This window comes from Flavobacterium sp. PL11 (assembly GCF_035985025.1).
Taxonomy (GTDB): Bacteria; Bacteroidota; Bacteroidia; order Flavobacteriales; family Flavobacteriaceae; genus Flavobacterium.
Map to the genome: position 1 here is coordinate 37,225 of NZ_JAXCIA010000021.1, position 19,282 is coordinate 56,506.

Annotated in this window: 18 protein-coding genes and 1 tRNA gene; 15 read left to right on the top strand and 4 right to left on the bottom strand. The window is 30.9% G+C overall.

Features of this window, described 5'->3' with window-relative positions; all coding sequences use genetic code 11:
• The first annotated feature begins 33 nt into the window (after nt 1-33).
• Nucleotides 34-555, top strand: coding sequence for a DUF6452 family protein (locus tag RCH18_RS11715; RefSeq protein ID WP_326936944.1), 522 nt, complete (start codon nt 34-36; stop codon nt 553-555).
• Entirely contained in the window at nt 527-1,393 is an 867-nt protein-coding gene (locus tag RCH18_RS11720) for a DUF6048 family protein (RefSeq protein ID WP_326936945.1), read from the top strand. The genes RCH18_RS11715 and RCH18_RS11720 overlap by 29 nt, the downstream gene beginning before the upstream one ends.
• 212 nt (nt 1,394-1,605) lie before the next feature.
• Here RCH18_RS11720 and RCH18_RS11725 read toward each other — a convergent pair whose 3' ends face one another.
• Nucleotides 1,606-1,842 (bottom strand): hypothetical protein, encoded by a 237-nt coding sequence (locus RCH18_RS11725; protein ID WP_326936946.1) that lies wholly within the window; start codon nt 1,840-1,842, stop codon nt 1,606-1,608.
• A gap of 47 nt (nt 1,843-1,889) precedes the next feature.
• Nucleotides 1,890-3,116, bottom strand: coding sequence for a THUMP domain-containing class I SAM-dependent RNA methyltransferase (locus RCH18_RS11730; RefSeq protein ID WP_326936947.1), 1,227 nt, complete (start codon nt 3,114-3,116; stop codon nt 1,890-1,892).
• 94 nt (nt 3,117-3,210) lie between these two features.
• Here RCH18_RS11730 and RCH18_RS11735 point away from each other — a divergent pair, with 94 nt between their 5' ends.
• From RCH18_RS11735 to RCH18_RS11780, 10 genes are all read left to right on the top strand, one after another.
• Nucleotides 3,211-3,975 (top strand): class I SAM-dependent methyltransferase, encoded by a 765-nt coding sequence (locus RCH18_RS11735; RefSeq protein ID WP_326936948.1) that lies wholly within the window; start codon nt 3,211-3,213, stop codon nt 3,973-3,975.
• Nucleotides 3,976-4,671 carry a ZIP family metal transporter gene (locus tag RCH18_RS11740; RefSeq protein ID WP_326936949.1) on the top strand — a complete coding sequence of 232 codons (696 nt, stop codon included), beginning with the start codon at nt 3,976-3,978 and terminating at the stop codon, nt 4,669-4,671.
• Between the two features lie 160 nt (nt 4,672-4,831).
• Nucleotides 4,832-5,644: an N-acetylmuramic acid 6-phosphate etherase gene (gene murQ, locus RCH18_RS11745; RefSeq protein ID WP_326936950.1), complete on the top strand. Its 813-nt coding sequence runs from the start codon at nt 4,832-4,834 to the stop codon at nt 5,642-5,644.
• A gap of 175 nt (nt 5,645-5,819) precedes the next feature.
• On the top strand, nt 5,820-6,041 hold the full coding sequence (locus RCH18_RS11750; RefSeq protein WP_326936951.1) for a DUF6095 family protein: 222 nt from the start codon (nt 5,820-5,822) through the stop codon (nt 6,039-6,041).
• Nucleotides 6,041-6,613, top strand: a complete 573-nt coding sequence (locus RCH18_RS11755; RefSeq protein ID WP_326936952.1) for a pentapeptide repeat-containing protein — start codon at nt 6,041-6,043, stop codon at nt 6,611-6,613. The genes RCH18_RS11750 and RCH18_RS11755 overlap by 1 nt, the downstream gene beginning before the upstream one ends.
• Nucleotides 6,614-6,623: 10 nt before the next feature.
• Entirely contained in the window at nt 6,624-6,998 is a 375-nt protein-coding gene (locus RCH18_RS11760; protein WP_326936953.1) for a DNA topoisomerase IV, read from the top strand.
• 27 nt (nt 6,999-7,025) lie between these two features.
• Nucleotides 7,026-7,796 (top strand): TerC family protein, encoded by a 771-nt coding sequence (locus RCH18_RS11765; RefSeq protein ID WP_326936954.1) that lies wholly within the window; start codon nt 7,026-7,028, stop codon nt 7,794-7,796.
• A 630-nt stretch (nt 7,797-8,426) separates the two neighbouring features.
• Nucleotides 8,427-10,376, top strand: a complete 1,950-nt coding sequence (locus RCH18_RS11770) for a T9SS type A sorting domain-containing protein (RefSeq protein ID WP_326936955.1) — start codon at nt 8,427-8,429, stop codon at nt 10,374-10,376.
• A 523-nt stretch (nt 10,377-10,899) separates the two neighbouring features.
• Nucleotides 10,900-11,787 (top strand): carbon-nitrogen hydrolase, encoded by an 888-nt coding sequence (locus RCH18_RS11775; RefSeq protein ID WP_326936956.1) that lies wholly within the window; start codon nt 10,900-10,902, stop codon nt 11,785-11,787.
• 2 nt (nt 11,788-11,789) lie between these two features.
• Complete coding sequence (locus RCH18_RS11780) at nt 11,790-12,830, top strand: agmatine deiminase family protein (protein WP_326936957.1); 1,041 nt, start codon at nt 11,790-11,792, stop codon at nt 12,828-12,830.
• A 183-nt stretch (nt 12,831-13,013) separates the two neighbouring features.
• Here the strand turns inward: RCH18_RS11780 and RCH18_RS11785 are convergent, their stop codons facing one another.
• Nucleotides 13,014-15,272, bottom strand: coding sequence for a M1 family metallopeptidase (locus RCH18_RS11785; RefSeq protein ID WP_326936958.1), 2,259 nt, complete (start codon nt 15,270-15,272; stop codon nt 13,014-13,016).
• A 778-nt stretch (nt 15,273-16,050) separates the two neighbouring features.
• On the opposite strand from RCH18_RS11785, the gene RCH18_RS11790 reads away from it, so the two are divergent.
• Both RCH18_RS11790 and RCH18_RS11795 read left to right on the top strand, forming a co-directional pair.
• Nucleotides 16,051-16,124: transfer RNA gene (locus tag RCH18_RS11790), tRNA-Arg, on the top strand.
• A 309-nt stretch (nt 16,125-16,433) separates the two neighbouring features.
• Complete coding sequence (locus RCH18_RS11795) at nt 16,434-16,712, top strand: hypothetical protein (protein WP_326936959.1); 279 nt, start codon at nt 16,434-16,436, stop codon at nt 16,710-16,712.
• Between the two features lie 227 nt (nt 16,713-16,939).
• Here the strand turns inward: RCH18_RS11795 and RCH18_RS11800 are convergent, their stop codons facing one another.
• Nucleotides 16,940-17,569 carry a recombinase family protein gene (locus tag RCH18_RS11800; protein ID WP_326936960.1) on the bottom strand — a complete coding sequence of 210 codons (630 nt, stop codon included), beginning with the start codon at nt 17,567-17,569 and terminating at the stop codon, nt 16,940-16,942.
• 413 nt (nt 17,570-17,982) lie between these two features.
• On the opposite strand from RCH18_RS11800, the gene RCH18_RS11805 reads away from it, so the two are divergent.
• Nucleotides 17,983-18,267: a helix-turn-helix transcriptional regulator gene (locus RCH18_RS11805; protein ID WP_326936961.1), complete on the top strand. Its 285-nt coding sequence runs from the start codon at nt 17,983-17,985 to the stop codon at nt 18,265-18,267.
• Nucleotides 18,268-19,282 lie beyond the last annotated feature (1,015 nt).

Sequence of the window (19,282 nt, forward strand, 5' to 3'; positions counted from 1 at the left end):
TGATCTTTGATTTTGGAATTGAACTAAATATTTATGAAAAAAATAATTATAGTAATATTTGCAATAGCGCTATCTTTTTCCAGCTGTGAGAAAGATGATATTTGTGATGCCAATACGCCAACGACACCTAGATTAGTGATTGGTTTTTATGATTTTTTGAATCCTTCGGTTTTGAAAAATGTAACAAATCTAAAAGTTATTGGAGAAGGAATGACAAGTGGCGTTTTGTTTAATGGCTCAGAAACAACTAATTTAAATTCTATATCACTTCCGCTAAAAACTGTTGGTACAACGACAACTTTTCGTTTAACGTTAAATTCCGGTAATTCAAATCCAGCATTAGTGGATCAGGATATAATAAAATTTGATTACAGCACTCAGGAGCTTTTTGTTTCTAGAGCTTGTGGTTATAAAACAGTTTTTACATTAGATCCTATAAATCCATACACACATACTGATCCTATAGCTGTTAACCAAAAATGGATTAAATTTATATCAGTTGAAAAAAATAATATAGACAGCGAAAATGAAACACACATTAAGATCTTTTTTTAGTCTTTTTCTGCTATTGTCGATGACTTTGGGACATTCGCAAGAAACTAGCCCAAAAGTAAAACCAACCATACAAGGTGAGAAAGAAACAAGTGTTCCCAAAGTTGTCGAGAAAGAACAGCAGGTTTCAGCTACTCCCTTAACCATGGTAAACACTGATGCTGTTATTATAAAAAAGGATTCCATCTTTCAAAAAACAGATCGTTACGGTTTACGTGTGGGTGTAGATTTATATAAACTAACACGTGGTCTGTATGACAACAATTATAAAGGTTTAGAAATAGTAGGAGATTATAGGTTGACTAAAAAATACTTTTTAGCTGCTGAAATAGGTAATGAAAATAAAACTACTGATGATGACCGAGTAAATTTTACCACAAAAGGATCTTATTTAAAAGCTGGATTTGATTACAATGGCTATCAAAACTGGTTGAATATGGAAAATATTATTTCTATTGGTTTGCGTTATGGTTTTAGTACTTTTAATCAAGAACTCAATAATTACCGAATTTACAATGCAAATCCTTATTTCCAAGAAACTCCAATAATTCAATCAGGTCAAAAGTTTGACGGTTTATCAGCCAGTTGGATTGAAGTAGTTGCTGGTATAAAAGCTAAAGTATTTAATAATGTGTTTGTTGGTTTCAGCCTTCGATTAAATCGTTTAGTAAGTAATAAAGAACCTGAAAATTTTTCAAATTTATACATTCCAGGTTTTAATAGAACTTATGATGGTAGTTTTGGTGTTGGTTTAAATTACACAGTAACTTATTTTGTACCAATTTATAAAAAGAAAGCCAAGACGGTTGCTAAAGTAGTCGATGAGAAAAATAAGAAATAAAGAAAATATGTAAATTTAAAAGATAATATTTTTCAAACAACGACATGGAGTTGAGATAGTTTGTCATTTAGAAAATAAAAACAAAACAGCATAAAAAAAGAGATGATTTTTAAAAAATTATCTCTTTTTAAGTTTTAAACCAAAATGCCTATAAAAATGCAGTGATACTAATTTTTATCTTATCCAATAGCTTAATTTTCTAAATATCAAAACTACTCTATTTCCCTAACGCCTTTCATAAAAATCCATTTCATAAAGAACTTCTCGCCATCTTTCGTTTTAATAGCTTGAAATTTAGGAGATAGGATTGTTCCAATGAAAAATGCCGATACTGGAATCCAATAGCCCGTTAACGGTGTATAATAGGCCACTAAATATCTAGCAGAAATAAATAATATTGCAAAACAACCTAGTTGATATATAAATGCTCTTATTTGTAATTTGCTCATTTTATTAGTTGTTTATAATTGTGCCAGTCACATTATTCTAAATGAATCTATAGCGTATTATCTAGATTATTGATCGTATTTACCTCTGTTACTTTATTTGCGTTTTCAGCACGTGCTTCGGCAGAAAATTTAGTTCTTTTGCTTCCTTCGTACATCTCGTATTTAACTAATCGCGCTTCTAATCCAGCATTGAAAAGTTTAATTTTTCTTGAAGGTTTTAATCCAACATATTTTAAAGCTTCTAGATTTGCCGTGATCATCCATGCATTAGTAGCTGGATAATTTTTCTTTAACGTATCTCCAATGTTTTTATAAAATTCCTCCATGTGAATATCTAAACGTTCATCATACGGTGGGTTAAAGACAATATGCAATTTTTCCTCTGATCTTTTTGAAGTATCAAAAAAGTTATCTTCTTCAATTGAAATATAGTCTTCTAAATTAGCATTCTTTATATTATCTTTTGCTTTTTGAACCGCACTTGGCGCTTTATCATATCCTTTTATGGTATGATGAAATTCTCTAACACGTTTTAATAAACTATCTGAAATAGCATCAAATAGATCATTATCCCAATCATTCCATTTTTCAAAAGCAAATTCTTTACGATTAATATTTGCTGGAATATTGCATGCAATCATCGCCGCTTCAGCAAGGAATGTTCCAGAACCGCACATAGGATCTAAAAAATCAGTTTGACCATCCCAGCCTGAAAGCAACAAAATTCCCGCAGCAAGAACTTCATTTATTGGAGCAATATTCGTTGCGGTTCTATAACCACGCTGATTCAACGCGTTTCCGGACGTATCTAATGCAACTGAAACTTGGTCTTTATCAATATGAATATTGATACGTAAATCAGGATGTACTTTATCAATACTGGGACGTTGACCTGTTCTTTCTCTGAACTGATCAACTATGGCATCTTTACATTTTTGAGAAACAAATTCAGAGTGATTGAAAAAAGTAGAATGTACTGTTGTATCAATGACAAAAGTCTGATTTGCGTTTAGCAATTTAGACCAATTCATACTTGATATTCCTTTGTATAAAGCTTGTTCATTACTGGCCTTAAAAAAATAAATAGGTTTAAGTATTTTTAAGGCAGTACGTAAAGCTAGATTTGCCTTATACATAAAGCCTTTATCGCCCTTAAAACTTACCATTCTAACTCCTTGCTCAACATGCTGTGCACCGAGCATTTGTAACTCTTTAGCTAATATTTCTTCAAAACCAAAAAAGGTTTTGGCAACCATTTTAAAATTATCTTCCATTTGCCTCCGTTGCCCCTAAAGTGGGCATTGTTATCGTTATATTTGGCAAAAATACACTAAATTTGCATCAATCAAATTAATTGAAAAAGAATAAATGTCTGAAGCTGAAAAACTATCTACTGAAAAACAGGTTAAACCAACTGCAAAATGGTATTCCTCATGGTTTGATACTCCTTACTATCATATCCTATATAAAGAGCGTAATTACCGCGAAGCACAAATTTTCATGGATAACTTAACCCACTATTTAAACCTTCCTGAAAAAGCGAAAGTATTGGATTTAGCTTGTGGCAAAGGCCGTCATTCTATCTATTTAAATCAGCTAGGTTTTGATGTTCTTGGTGCTGATTTGTCTGAAAATAGTATAGCTGACGCCAATAAAAACGCTAATGAAACGCTACATTTTAAGGTCCACGACATGCGAGAGCCTTTTGAAGAAAAGTATGATGCGATTTTTAATTTATTTACCAGTTTTGGTTATTTCGAAAACGACGAAGACAACTTAACGACGCTAAAAGCTATCAAAGAAAGTTTATCAGAATATGGATTTGCAGCAATTGATTTTATGAATGTACATCAAGTGGTAAACACTTTGATTCCTGAAGAAATGAAAACAGTTGATGGAATTGATTTTCATATTAAACGCTACGAAAAAAACGGACATATATACAAGGAAATTGATTTTGTTGATGAAGGACATGCTTTTCATTTTACAGAAAAAGTAAAAGCACTGACATTAAATGACTTTGAAGAACTAATGGAAGAAGCTGGAATCTATTTGCTAGATATTTTTGGCGATTACAAGTTGAAAAAGTTCCACAAAACAGAGAGTGAGCGTCTAATTATGATTTTTAAATAGATGAACTATCTTTTACCCTTACTTTCCGTACTTTTAGGATATATAATTGCATTGGTTCTAAAACCAAAAAACAAGACGAATTTAAAGCTGCTTCTAGCTTTTAGTGGTTCGTTCTTACTCTCTTTAACAGTGATGCATCTATTACCAGAAGTATATCAGGTGCACGATCATACTGCTAGCGAGAGCCATAACCATAGCGCAGGTATTTTTATAATGCTAGGAATTTTATTCCAAATCATATTAGAATTTTTCTCTAAAGGTGCTGAACATGGTCACGTTCATGGACACCCAAACATGTCGCATATTCCGTGGTTGTTATTTATAAGTCTTTGCATCCATGCATTTCTTGAGGGATTTCCTATAGGTCATGATCACAGTAATTTAGCATTAGGAATCGCTATTCATCATTTGCCAATAGCTATTATTTTGACTACATTTTTTTTAAATTCAAGTTTAAATAAAAAGGCGATTTTCGTTTTTATGGTCACTTTTGCATTAATGACTCCATTAGGAACACTTGCAGCCGATTATTTTACAGGATTAGAAAAATATCATAGTCAAATAACAGCAGTAGTGATAGGAATTTTATTCCATATTTCTTCTACTATAATTTTTGAAAGTAGTGAAGGGCATAAATTTAATATCGCTAAAGTTTCTATGATCGTAATTGGAATTGTATTGGCCTATTTTTTATAATTTTTTGTTTGGGCGTGTTCGCAAAAGCGAAACGGGCTATTCGCTGCAATCTTTTTTATTTCGCTATCGCTACATAAAAAAGGATTTCCACTTCTATCCCTCACGCATTGAAAATAACGACAAGAACAAATTGTTCAACATAAATTCAACAGCATTAAAAATGACATTTATTAAAACCACGGAGCAGCAATCACAATACGAACACTTAGAAACAATGTCCGTATCTACTTTGCTGTTTAATATAAACAAGGAAGATAAAACGGTACCACTAGCAGTTGAAAGAGCCTTACCAGCGATTGAGAAATTAGTGCATGTAATTGTCAGCAAGATGAAATTAGGCGGCCGTTTATTTTATATTGGAGCGGGAACATCTGGACGTTTAGGAATATTAGATGCATCAGAATGTCCGCCCACTTTTGGTGTTCCCTCTGATTTAGTTATCGGAATTATAGCAGGAGGAGATTCGGCAATTCGTAAAGCGGTTGAAAATGCTGAAGATGATAGTACTCAAGCTTGGTTAGATTTAGAAAAATATGCTATTAATAAAAATGATGTCGTTATTGGGATTGCGGCCTCAGGAACCACCCCTTATGTCATAGGCGGTTTAGAAAAGTGTAATGAAAATAATATCACAACAGGAAGTATTGCTTGTAACGAGTCGAGTCCACTTTCTATGGTAGCGCAATTTCCTATTGAAATTGTTGTAGGAGCTGAATTTCTCACTGCTAGCTCACGTATGAAAGCGGGAACAGCGCAAAAACTGGTTTTGAATATGATTACTACTGCCACAATGATTCAACTTGGTAAAGTAAAAGGAAATAAAATGGTCGATATGCAATTAAGCAATAGCAAACTTGTAGATCGCGCTGTAAAAATGATTATGGATGAAATACCACTAAACTATCAGCAGGCAAGTGAATTATTAGAGAAAAAAGGAAGTGTGAGAAGGGTAATTGATTTTTATAATAAGTAATAATAATTGTATAATGTCGTATTTTTAAATATAACAAAAAGAATATAACAAGCTGATTTTTTGTTGTTTTTCCTAATATTGATGCTTTTGACTTTACGACTTTTAAACTTTTGACTTACTTAAGTAGCACTATGAATTCAATATTATAACTAATGTGTAATCAAAATAATTATGTATGGGAACAAATAAACAAATGTTATCGAAGGGAGTTACCTATTTAGCAGGTTCTTTACCACTCCTATTTTTAGGTCCAGTTGTTATTCATAATGCTTTTATGAATAAGCAAAATATATGGCACTATTTAGTTCTAGCTGTAGGAATCATAATTTGTATTTTTGGGGTTTATTTTGCCTATAAAGGTTTGACAGTAATTGTAAAAAGTTTATTCGACGATTAATGGAAGATTTAATATATATTCAAAAAACATTTGAAAAAGTCAATTATAGCAATCAGCGCATAAATAATCGTGAATTTGAAGAGTGTGTTTTTAAAAATTGTGATTTTTCTAGTAGTGATTTTTCAAATAACACATTTATGGATTGCGAGTTTATCAATTGCAATTTATCAATGATTGATTTAACAGGCACAAGTTTAAAAACTGTAAATTTTATTGATTGTAAGTTATTGGGAATCCATTTTAATAAGTGTGTCGATTTTCTTTTTAGTGTTAGTTTTCAGGAGTGCGTATTAGATTATGGATCATTTTCTAACAAAAAAATGATTAAAACTAAATTTAATTCTTGTTCCTTAAAGGATGTTTCTTTTGCTTCCACGAATCTCACTAATGCTATTTTCGAAAATTGCAATTTAGAAAATGCTCTTTTTAATGATACACAATTAGCAGGAGTCGATTTTACAACGGCTTATAATTATAAAATTGATCCAGAATTTAATCCTATGAAGAATGCTAAATTTGCAACGCAAGGAATTGCGGGACTTTTAGACAAATACGATATTAAAATATTATAATAAGACAACTATGAAAAAATTACTATTACTTCCTGCATTCCTGCTATTACTTTCTTGCTATGACGTAGAACGCAGCTGTAAAGATTTTAAAACTGGAAAATTTAAGTTCGAACATGAAGTTGAAGGTGTTATGAAAACAACCGTTTTTCAGCGTAACGATAGCATCGAAATTGAAACTTTTGAAGGGAAGACAGATACTGCTTCCATAAGATGGATTAGCGATTGTGAATATGTGTTGCGAAAATTACATCCAAGAAATATGGCTGAAGAAAAAGCGATTGGCATGAAAATTTTAACAACTACAAAAGATTCCTATACCTTTGAATTTGGAATAGTAGGATCTGACAATAAGCAAAAAGGGACGGTAACTAAAATATCAGATTAAATAATCACAATCAATTAACTATAAAATATGGAAGTATTCTTAAATCCAGATGCTTGGATTGCCTTATTGACATTGACTTTTCTTGAAATTATTTTGGGAATTGACAATATCATTTTTATCTCGATAGTAACTGGAAAATTACCTATCGAGAAACGAAAAAAGGCAACGCAAATAGGTTTGTTTTTAGCCATGTTTATGCGTATCGCGTTGCTTTTTGGAATCACTTTATTAATTGCAATGAAAGCACCTTTTTTCACTGTCAATTGGGGTTGGTTTAGTGCTGAATTTACTGGACAAGCTATCATTCTATTTCTTGGAGGATTATTTTTAATTTATAAAAGTACTAAGGAAATTCACGAAAAGGTAGATCATAAAGGGGAAGAAGAATTAGATTTGAAAACCGTTGCGACAAAATCATTTTCTAGTGTGATTGTCCAAATTCTATTGATCGATTTAATATTCTCAGTAGATAGTATTTTGACTGCTGTGGGAATGACTAATGGAGTTGAAGGAGCATTATATATTATGGTAACTGCTGTGTTAATTTCTGTGGGCGTAATGATGCTTTTCGCAGTTCCTGTTGGAAACTTTGTCAATGCAAATCCGTCTATTCAAATTTTAGGATTAGCCTTTCTAATATTGATTGGTTTTATGCTGATTACAGAAAGTATGCACTTATCAAATGCTTCATTGGTTGGTGAACACGTTGGCGTGGTTCCAAAAGGTTATTTATATTTCGCAATTGCCTTTTCACTAGCCGTTGAATTTATTAATATGAAAATGAGAAAGAAAATTTAACAACAAATTTACTTATTGTAGTAGTATTCGAAATAGTCGGGAAATTTTTTTCCGGCTATTTTAGTATTTAGTCTTTACTAAATTAATTTTTTATACTTATTTGATATTTTACCTTTAATTTAATGCTTTAGACATTTTCAATAAGTAATAATATCTAAATAATGTAGTAGCAGCGTCCTCTTTAACGTTACTTTTGATGCACTCTAAGCAACAGAAATTGAATATTGATATGAAGTAGATCCATAAATCATTTAATTGTAGTATTACATAATTTATAAAGCTAATTAATAGCTCTATTCAAAACTAAATTCAATCTTTTTCACAAGAATTAGAATCAATGCAAAAATGTATTATTCAACCGTTTAATAGCTGATTTATTTTCAACTATTGAATATAGCCAATCTTATTTTAAAATTAAAATTTTATTTCTTTAAAATTTATTTGTCAATTAATTTTAAGTTAAACTAAATGAAAGCAGCGTTCCTTTCTTCAAGAATTTTATATTAAATCTTCATTATTTATTTTTAATAACCAACTAGTCATTAATTGTGATTATTTATAGTGATTTATTTTTTAATTGGTATTATTTATGGTAAATTTATAATTAATTTAACTTAATAAATAACTATTATGGCTATAAATTACATTATTCCTGAAAAAGTAATAGAACATATTTCTGTCAGGAGATCAGTACAAACTTTGCTTTACGTTTTCCTATTAATGATTATTTCAAACTTTTCTTTTGCTCAGAGTAAATCAATAGAAACAAATTACAAAGGTTTAGCTAAAATGAATTCATTTGCTCAGATTAATGAAGCGATCTTAAGGACAACTACCGCATTAAATATAGTGAAATCGACCGCTAAAAATCAAGTTGCGTTAGATGGTCAATATACGATAGGATTGGCTGGAACATATCCTACAATCACCGCTGCAATAGCTGATTTTAATTCTGCGGCGATAACGGGTCCCGTGCTATTCTCGTTATTGGATGCCACATATCCTAATGAAACTTTTCCATTAATTATTAATGCGAATGCAGGTTCAAGTGCAACTAATAAATTAACAATAAAACCTGCAAATGGCGTTACTACAACCATTACAGGAAATGCTACCTCTTTACTGAAAATTGATGGAGCAGATTATATAACCATTGATGGAAGTAATAATGGAACGACTTCAGATAATTTAATTTTCAACAACATTAACTCAAATCTTAGTTTAAACCCTGTTATTGTTTGGATAGCTAGTACAGCAACTGACGGCGCAAATTATGTAACCATAAAAAATATAAAATTTTTAGGATCTTCACCTAATGAAACCATTGTAGGTCTTATAATATCGGGTCCAATATTAGGAGAAGTGGGATCTGTTCCTAATAATTATGTGATCGTAGAAAGTAACACGTTTAATAGATCTCAAAATGCAATTTTTGCAATAGGAATAAATACTGCTCCTGATATTGGAGGGCTATTTACAGAAAATACAATTGGATCAACTGATCCATTAGAAAAAATGGGTTTTAGAGGTATTGCTATTCAAAATGCAAATGATTTTGTCATCAGCAAAAATACGATTTCAGGCGTCACCATAGCGAGTTCAAGTATTGCTAGTGGTATTTTGATTGGTTCTGTAATAAATAATGCTAAGATTATACAAAATAAGATTAACGATATATCCAATACTAATCCAGCAGGATTTGGTGCAAACGGTATTTTTTCTAATGTTTTTGTAGGTAATGGAAACGTATTAATTGCTAACAATTTTGTGAGCAACGTAACTGGAAATGGTTTTCCAAGAAATAACATTGATGATAATGGTTACGGAATTGTAATTGGTAATGCAGGAACAAATATTAAAATTTACCACAATACTGTATCATTAAGGACTAATCAACAATTTACAGGCAAACCTGCTGCCTTAAATATTTTAAACTCAGTTGTCACGGCTGCTATTGATTTAAGAAACAATATTTTAGTTAATTCTCAAACTACGATAGGCGATAAATATGCGATCTATTCGGATGCTTCTAGTACAGTATTTAGTAATATGGATTATAACAATTATTTCTCATCTGGACAAAATTTATCTTATTATCTTACAGCGGCACAGCCAAATCTTGCCGCGCTAAAAACTGCTTTTGGAGGCAATATAAAATCTCTAAATATTTCACCAATATTTTCCTCAACTGCTGATTTGCACCTGACAGCAGCCAATACGTCGTTAGCAAATTTAGGAATAGCATTAGCAGAGGTAACTGTTGATATTGATGAAGAAATTAGAAGCACAACCGCTCCTAATATGGGAGCAGATGAATTTACTAACACCTTATCTGCTAAAAGCTTTACCAATAGTATTATTAATTTCTATCCCAATCCAGTTATAGATTACATCAATATAAATCATGCCAATGATATTGAGTCTATAGAAATCTATAATGTTTTAGGCCAAAAAATACCAAACAGCACGTGGAATGCAGCCTCAGGATTATTAGACATGAGTAATCTAACCTCTGGTGTATATATTGTTAAACTACAATCAGCTTCGGAAGTTCAATCTATTAAAGTCATTAAAAAATAAATTTTTGAAATATTATTTTTAAAAGTCTGGTTATGCCAGACTTTTTTTTATTTTTAGAAATTATACAAAATGTAATTAAAATTGTCGAACAGTTTGATATATAATAGTATAAAATTTAAAATTCAACATTATTGGGAGTGTCAAATACAATGTTATTACTATCGATGATATAAATATATCGATTTAAAAGTCCTTCAAATTTCAAAATTTAACCTCTGAATTTATATTTTAAATTTTTTTAAATAAATGATTTTTATGGCAGTTTTTAAGTAGCTAGTTCGATTTGCAACATTAAAAAAATGGAAACAAATTTAAAAATTATACCTTCAGAATAATGATTAGTTGCCACTAAGTCTTTGAGATAAAATTTTTATAGCTTTCAATTAGTATATCAATAATCACATTACGGTAATAAGAAATGTTTATGCCGATAAGCATTTTAAAACTGTAGCTGTAGCTTTCACTTTATACAGCTTTCGCATTTCTATAAAATTCACTATTTTTGCAATTAAAATTTTAAGTCATGCCAAATAAAAAATACAAGATAGCAGTCATACAATTAAACTTAAATGATATTGCTGAAAACAACCTTAAAAAATGTTTAAGTTGGGTTCGTGATGCCGCAAAATTGGGTGCTGAAGTTATTTCGTTGCCTGAATTGTACAGTAGTCATTATTTTTGTCAAAGTGAGGATGTCGATAATTTTGCATTAGCAGAACCTTTGTATAGCACTTCTTTTATTGCCTTTAGCGCATTAGCTAAGGAATTAGGAGTAGTCATAATTGTTCCTTTCTTTGAAAAAAGAATGGCTGGAATTTACCACAATAGTGCTTATATTATTGACACTGATGGATCAGAAGCAGGATTATATCGTAAGATGCATATTCCAGATGACCCACATTTTTACGAAAAATTTTATTTTACGCCTGGTGATCTAGGATTTAAAACAATCCCAACACAAAAAGGAAAAATTGGAACTTTAATTTGCTGGGATCAGTGGTATCCAGAAGCTGCTCGAATTACAGCACTCAAAGGTGCAGAAGTTTTGTTTTACCCAACAGCTATTGGTTGGCATCCTGGAGAAAAAGAGCAATATGGCGAAAACCAGTATGGCGCATGGATGAATGTCATGAAAGGACATGCTGTTGCAAATGGTGTTTATGTGGCTGCCGCAAATAGGATCGGTTTAGAGCAATATTTGCCTGATACGGATGGAATCCAGTTTTGGGGTGCTTCTTTTATTGCAGGACCGCAGGGCGAGATTTTGGCGCAAGCCTCACACGATAAAGAAGAGATTCTTATTGCCGAAGTTGATTTAGATTTACAAGAAAATGTACGTCAGAACTGGCCGTTTTTTAGAGATCGCAGAATAGATGCTTTTGGTGATATTACAAAAAGAGCAATTGATTAATTATGACTGAAAACAATAGAAGATTCCCAGCTGAATGGGAAAAGCAACAAGGAATTTTACTTTGTTTCCCCCACAATGGAAACGATTGGCCTGGAAAATTCGAAGCTGTAAAATGGGCTTTTGTGGAATTTATTAAAAAAGTGGCCACTTTCGAGCCCGTTTTTTTGATGGTCGCTGATGAAAGTCAAAAAGAAAAAGTCAATAACATGCTGGAAACAGCGCACGTTAAAATTGAAAATGTTTCTTACATTATACAAAAAACCAATAGAAGTTGGATGCGCGATTCGGGTCCTATTATTGTACAAAATGGAGATAAAAGAGAGGCATTAAATTTCAATTTTAATGGTTGGGCAAAATATACTAATATAAAGCTAGACAAACTCGTTCCTGCTGCGGTTGGAAAATTTTTAGACATTCCTGTAACGCAAGTGATGTATAAAGGGAAGCCAGTAATTGTTGAAGGTGGCGCCATTGACACTAACGGAAGAGGGACTTTACTAACTTCAGAAGAATGCTTGATGCATCCTGATATTCAAGTTCGAAATCCCAACTTTATTAAAGAAGATTACGAAGCTGTATTTAAAGAGTATTTAGGGATTACAAATGTTATTTGGCTTGGAGACGGAGTTGAAGGCGACGATACTCACGGGCATATCGATGATTTGTGCCGTTTTGTAAATGAAGGTACAATTGTCACAATCATAGAAACTGATCCTACGGATCATAACTACAAACCGCTACAAGATAATTTGAAGAGGTTACAAAATGCGAAATTGGAAAATGGTAAATCCCCTATAATTGTAACATTACCAATGCCAAAAAGTATAGATTTTGAGGGATTGAGATTACCAGCAAGTTATGCCAATTTCTTAATTTTAAATAATGCTGTTTTAGTTCCTACTTTTAACGATCCTAATGATAGAGTAGCCTTAAATATACTGGCAGCGTGTTTTCCTGATAGAGAAATTATTGGGATAAGTTGCACTGATTTTATCTGGGGTTTTGGAACATTACATTGTTTAAGCCAACAAATACCTGAGTAATCTTAATAGTTACAATCCAACTGTAATTAAATTTTTAAGTTTTAAAGTCAATACTATATATTCAAATTTGACAGTCCTTTAAACTTAGAATTCATATTTATAAGTTTAACCGAAGGTTAATTAATAAAAAAAAGACTTGTAGCATTTTAAGCTACAAGTCTTTTTTATTCTTGTACTATTTTATTATTTATCTCTAGTAAATTCTATTTTTTGACCTTCAGGAATTAACATACTAAAACCATTTAAGCTATCATTAAATTCAAATACAAGACCTGCTTGCTTTGATTCAAATTTATTTTTTCCAATACTTTCAACTGAAAAATTTGGATAATTAGGAATAGCCACATTAAGAGAATTATTTTTTTCAGAAAAAGTAATTTTGATCGGCGCCATTTTAGTTGAAAATACTCCTAAATAACCGTCTAATATCACATCTTTTTCAATTAATCCTTTCTCGGCACTCCAAGTGTTATTAGTAGTATTACTATCTGGTAACACGTTATCAGGATCTATAATAATACTTTCAATTTCCTCAGTAGATTCATGTTTAAAAGACCAAGCTTTATTTCGTTGCCACACTTCTACCGGTAAAGTGACGCGAATTACCTTGCCGTTTTTAGTTTTTACGTCTAAATTTACGGGCATTGCCATTTTTTCAAGATTTTCAATAGAAATTACAACTCCTTGCTTTGGATCGTTTTTGACATACTTTATGCCTGTAATGCCTTGGTCTAAACGCCAATTGTATTTAAACCAACCTCTCCAAAACCAGCTTAAATCCTCGCCGGCTACATTTTCTATAGTTCTAAAAAAATCATCAGGTTGTGGGTGTTTGTAAGCCCAACGTTCGATGTACGTTCTTAATGCGCGATCAAAGCGTTCCTCGCCAAGAACTTGTTCACGTAATATAATCAAGCCTGAGCTCGGTTTAGAGTAATTCAAAAGTCCAATATTTGATTCCTTCATATTATCTGGTGAGGACATAATAGTCTCAAGCTGAGGATTGGTGTAATATTCAGCTCTCTGATGCATATCTACTTTCGGTTCCTTGTATTCGCCATTATTAAATTCCGCTGTGCTAATTGAATTTAAAAAAGTATTAAACCCTTCATCCATCCAGCCAAATACGCGCTCATTAGAACCAACGATCATTGGAAACCAGATATGGCCAAATTCATGATCTGTAACGCCCCATAAATCGGCTCCCTTAGACTCCCAATTGCAAAATACAATTCCAGGATATTCCATTCCACCTTCATTTCCGGCAACATTTGTAGCCGCTGGATAAGGGTATTCCATCCATTTTTTTGAGTAATGCTCTATTGATCCTTTAGTATATTCAGTAGAGCGTCCCCATGCATCATTTCCAGCACTTTCAACGGGATATGCAGAAAGCGCTAACGATTTTTTACCGCTAGGCAAATTAATTTTGGCACCATCTAAAATAAATGCTGCTGAGGAAGCCCATGAAACATCACGAGAATTCTTCATTCTATATACCCAAGTTTTAGTTGTTGAAGTAATAACTTTTGAAGTATTGGCTACATCTTCAGCAGTTCTAATAAAAACTGTTTTATCACTTTGTTTTGCTTGTGCTAAACGTTGCTGTTCTACCGCCGAATAAACTGCTGTTGGATTTAGTAATTCACCTGAGCTTACTACAATATGATTAGAAGGTGCAGTTATACTAACGTCAAAATCACCATATTCTAAATAAAATTCCGATGCTCCTAAATAGGGATTTGTATTCCAACCGCTTATGTCATCATAAACACACATACGAGGATACCATTGGGCTATTGTAAATATTTTACCGTTTTTAGTTTCTAACACTCCTGTTCGATCTGAACCTTCTAAAGGCGAAATATAAGAAAAATCAATTTTAATCTTTACAACTCCGCCTTTAGCATTTAAGACCTGAGGCAGATATACCTGCATTCTAGTATCAGTTATCAAATATTTTACATCAGTTTCAGTAGTTTTACCTTTTACAGTGCTAATTACTTTAACTGATTTGATTTTATGACCTCCGTCAAAAATTTGACCTCTAGCTCCATTCCTACTCCCATTTAAAGGAATAATTGCATTTCCTCGAGAATCCTCTTTAAACAGATTTTGATCTAAATGCATCCAAACGAAATCCATTTTATCTGGACTATTGTTAGTGTAGGTGATTATTCCAGAACCTATAATTTCATTTTTACTTTCCTCTAATTTTGCTGTTAGTTGATAATCAGCTCTATTTTGCCAGTATTCGGCACCTGGTTGACCACTAGCGGATCTTGTAGTAGTTCCATTTTTAGAATAAAAAAACGGCGCAAAAGCATCACTATAATCATAATTTGAGATAGATTTAGTAGCTGGATTTTGCTGCGCTTTTAGCAGAGGAACGCATAATAAAAAAGTCACTTGTAAAAGGACTCCGAAGCGAATATTTTTCATTTTTAATTATTTATATTACAAATAAATGAAAAATAAATTGAATCCTAAATTTATATCATTTAATATTCTACAAAGTTGCTTCATTATGAGAAATTTGATAAAATTTAATCATTTGTGAAGTTTAAACATTGCAACAAAATTAAATATCACTGACCTAGATAAATTAATTTTCCAATTGCTATTTATTATTTTCTTGTTGTGAATTTACAGTTATTCACAACTATTTCTGTCGAGTCCACCTTTTATAATAAGTCTTTACATAAAGCCTAAAAGGCACAAATTTTGAAATTTTTATAGGCAGTATTTATGCGTTGAATTTTAAAAATGGTATTTAGATAATTTTATACAGGTAATTAAAAGAAAATAATATCACTATTTTTTATCACATAAGTCATGTAAGTTTTCAACATAATCTTTTGTAAGTTTTGAATTGTATAAGATTAATAGATGGTTGATTAGTGTTAAATTAGAAAAATATAAGTAAATAAACTACAACAGCTAGCTACGACAATATTTTGTTCTCATAACTTATATGCTATTTATTAACTAAAAATTTAGTAAGCTTTACTATACCTTAAATTTTATATTTGAGTTTATCATTTATCAAGTAAGTCTATGATACATTAATCAAACTTTTTTAAATTGGAAAACCTTGCACTTCAAATACATATACAATTGACCACTTATTTTTTTAGTTTTTTCCTATATTACTATTGCCTATGATATATTTATTCCTATATTTGCACCCGCAACGAAGTTATTAAAACGACTTGCAAATGGCCTTGTGGCGCAACTGAATAGCGCACTTGATTACGGCTCAAGAGGTTACTGGTTTGAATCCAGTCAAGGTCACGAAACCCCAATATTTATTGGGGTTTTTTTATGCTCAAAACTGAAATAGCTACTGAAATCAACTAATTAGAGCTAATATAGGAAAAAAAACATCAAAATCATATATAGGTCCTAGTACACCATTAGATGCACTACTCAGTACACTGTAGTTTTTTTTATTTGTAGATATTCATTACATGCCATTGACTATATAAAATTCGATGATAACTTCTAGTAGTAGGAAGATTTCATTTAAAGGAATTATAATTTATTTTCAATCGCAGCTAAACAAAATCTACTTATTAATCTATACATATCAAACCAATAGATATGAAAGATAAAATAAATGTAATAAACGATAACCTTAACGATATTATAGCTTTAATTATAGAGGAAAGACTTAAACAAGCTGTTGAAGAATTAGCTGCCATTTTACCTGTCCAAAAAGAATTTTACAGTATAGAAGAGGCTTCTCAAATACTATCAATATCAGTATACGGGCTAAAATCTAGAGAAAAAAACAAAAAAATAAAATTGATACGTGACCAGAACAACATAACCGTTCATTATAAAGAATTAGATCGTTACAAAAAATTGCTCTTAAAATAACAGATCAAATTTAAATCTCATTTACAAGAAATTTTCTTGATAAATATTTAAAAATCGATAAAATATTGATGTTGAGTTAATTTTGAAATACTTAAACAGTTTTTTAGTACACTGTCTTTTGATACAGTAGCAAATATAAAACAAGGTAATAGAATTTTTAAAATCTATTACCTTGTTTTAGCCTATTATTTTTCTAAGTTATCGTCTCGCAACAATCTCAAAATTGGCTATATCATTTTCCTGTTTACCATTACTTTTTTAACCTTTATTATAGTAGCTGACGATGCCCCTGTTATTTCATTAATTTCTCTTATAGTTAATCCTTTTTGCAGTTTTTTCATAACTATCTGATGACGTTGCAATAACTTTTCCTCCGACTGAACCGCTCCAATTTTCCTTCCCTTAAATTTTCCATGAGCTTGTCCAATCTTAATTCCTTCCATAGCTCTACTTTTTATTTGATTCCTGGACATTTCTCCGATACTACCCATTACAGAAATAACCAAATTAGCCATTGGATTTTCTTCACCATTATCAAGAAAAGTTGAGAATCCTTCTTTCAATGACTTTAAATTGATATGATTTTTTTTAAAAACTTCAATCGTATTCAGAATATCTAAAAGGTTTCGCCCAAGTCTATCCGTTGAATCAACGACAACTGTACATTTATGCTGCAAATTTGTAATATCATTAAACATCTTAACCGCCTGCGGTCGTTCGAAGAAAGGAACATTACCCTGAATCCTCTCAACAAATAACCTTGTTGAATCAAAACCTTCTTGGTTTTTAAATGATTCGATTTGTCTCGCAGAATTTTGAAAAATTGTCGACGTTCTTGAATAAAAGAAGAATTTCATAATCTTAGCTTTTTAGGAATAATTTTGTTTTAGTTTTAGACTCTTAATTATTTTAAAACATTTGAAGTGGTTTTGCTGAATTTTATGATTTAACTTGTGTTTCATTAATAAACCATAGTCTAAATATGAAACGTGAAGTTAATGAACTGAATTCATATCATTAGATGTGAATGAGATTATCAATTATGACATCAAAAAAAAATCTTCGAACACCTTTACAACTTCACCATCATTGTCAACGAATTCGATTTGCACAATTATTATTTTAGCGATTCCTATAAAAATAAAGTATCACTTGATTAATTCATTGCAAAGTAAAGCATAGTTTTACTTAAAAACAAATGATACTTTATTTATTTTTAAATAAATAAAGTATCATTTGTTTTTAAATTATATTTGTAAAAAAACAAATCATGGAAATTTTAAGACTTAAAGAATTAATGGCACTGAAAGGAATCAGCCGTGAAGAATTAGCTAATAAAGTTAGAGTCTCAGTGACCACCATAAGTAACATTAATTCGGAAAAGAATCTACCTACAATACATTTGTTATTGCAAATAGCTGAAGCTCTCAATGTAGATATAAGAGAAATGTTTGTCTCAACAAAAAGAAATATTGTAACTCAAAGTGAGGTCGATAAAGCTAAAGTATTAATAGAGAAAAGCCTTAAGATTTTAGAAGGAAGTAATGTTGACTAAAAATAAAGTTGTACCAATGGACTGAAATTTAAATAATTATAAACATTTCTTTATAGTAGCAGGCTTAACACAAAGAAAAAATATTTTATTTTAAATAAAAATAAAGCTAAACTTAGCACAATGCAGTACGCTTTTGTATATTAATGTATATTAATCAGGCACTTAAATTCTAAAATTGACATTGCCAACTGAAAACTGTATTGCGAAATTATTCAAAGTCATAATTTCTAACTTTTAATCTTTAATAAAAATTATTAAAGTAGAACTAAGGTGATCAAAATTGCGTAGATAGCGATGGGAAGTACAATACAAATCCAAACAGAGGATATAATATAAGTGCTTCCATAGCGATTGAAATACTTTAAAAACCTAACTGATTTTTTAAATAGTATGTTAGAATAACTTTTAAAATCGTTACAACCAAAACTAAATCCTAAGCAAAAGATTAAAAATGAAAACTTAAAGTAATTGAAATCAAAAATAATATCTAAAAGCCAAAGCCATGAAAAAGGAATAACAAAATAATAAACAATTATATTAATTTCATTATATGTTAATCCAGTTATGCGACCAATTGCTAAAAGCAACTTGACAATTATTTTAAAAATAAAACTATTCATAAACTATTATAAAAATTATTGAATTCTTTTCCTTTACTATACAGAACAACCCTTTTCTCTTCTAATAATTTTAGAAATAGTAAAAATCCAAAAATTTAGTTCTAGATTAAAATAAAGAAACTTAAACAGTAGCATTATTTTTTAAATCTATTTAGAAAGGAACTTCATCTTCAGAAATGTGATTTTTACTCTGTGGTAAAATATTACAATGGATATATTCTTCTAAATTGCTATATGGATCAAAATTATTACATTCAATTAAATCAACGATCTTGAAATTCTTAGATTTAATTATTAAAGAACAATCCTGTCCTAAACGTTTTAGGACTAAATAAATTTCCTTAATTCCATTGACTTTATTGCCTTTAAATCGTGATTTTCAAAATAGAACCCCC

Coding starts and splice junctions, on each gene's coding strand:
- RCH18_RS11775 (WP_326936956.1), top strand. CDS start 10,900: ATGCCAAATAAAAAATACAAGATAGCAGTCATACAATTAAACTTAAAT.
- RCH18_RS11725 (WP_326936946.1), bottom strand. CDS start 1,842: ATGAGCAAATTACAAATAAGAGCATTTATATATCAACTAGGTTGTTTT.
- RCH18_RS11805 (WP_326936961.1), top strand. CDS start 17,983: ATGGAAATTTTAAGACTTAAAGAATTAATGGCACTGAAAGGAATCAGC.
- RCH18_RS11800 (WP_326936960.1), bottom strand. CDS start 17,569: ATGAAATTCTTCTTTTATTCAAGAACGTCGACAATTTTTCAAAATTCT.
- RCH18_RS11730 (WP_326936947.1), bottom strand. CDS start 3,116: ATGGAAGATAATTTTAAAATGGTTGCCAAAACCTTTTTTGGTTTTGAA.
- RCH18_RS11750 (WP_326936951.1), top strand. CDS start 5,820: ATGGGAACAAATAAACAAATGTTATCGAAGGGAGTTACCTATTTAGCA.
- RCH18_RS11755 (WP_326936952.1), top strand. CDS start 6,041: ATGGAAGATTTAATATATATTCAAAAAACATTTGAAAAAGTCAATTAT.
- RCH18_RS11735 (WP_326936948.1), top strand. CDS start 3,211: ATGTCTGAAGCTGAAAAACTATCTACTGAAAAACAGGTTAAACCAACT.
- RCH18_RS11715 (WP_326936944.1), top strand. CDS start 34: ATGAAAAAAATAATTATAGTAATATTTGCAATAGCGCTATCTTTTTCC.
- RCH18_RS11770 (WP_326936955.1), top strand. CDS start 8,427: ATGGCTATAAATTACATTATTCCTGAAAAAGTAATAGAACATATTTCT.
- RCH18_RS11760 (WP_326936953.1), top strand. CDS start 6,624: ATGAAAAAATTACTATTACTTCCTGCATTCCTGCTATTACTTTCTTGC.
- RCH18_RS11785 (WP_326936958.1), bottom strand. CDS start 15,272: ATGAAAAATATTCGCTTCGGAGTCCTTTTACAAGTGACTTTTTTATTA.
- RCH18_RS11765 (WP_326936954.1), top strand. CDS start 7,026: ATGGAAGTATTCTTAAATCCAGATGCTTGGATTGCCTTATTGACATTG.
- RCH18_RS11740 (WP_326936949.1), top strand. CDS start 3,976: ATGAACTATCTTTTACCCTTACTTTCCGTACTTTTAGGATATATAATT.
- RCH18_RS11720 (WP_326936945.1), top strand. CDS start 527: ATGAAACACACATTAAGATCTTTTTTTAGTCTTTTTCTGCTATTGTCG.
- murQ (WP_326936950.1), top strand. CDS start 4,832: ATGACATTTATTAAAACCACGGAGCAGCAATCACAATACGAACACTTA.
- RCH18_RS11795 (WP_326936959.1), top strand. CDS start 16,434: ATGAAAGATAAAATAAATGTAATAAACGATAACCTTAACGATATTATA.
- RCH18_RS11780 (WP_326936957.1), top strand. CDS start 11,790: ATGACTGAAAACAATAGAAGATTCCCAGCTGAATGGGAAAAGCAACAA.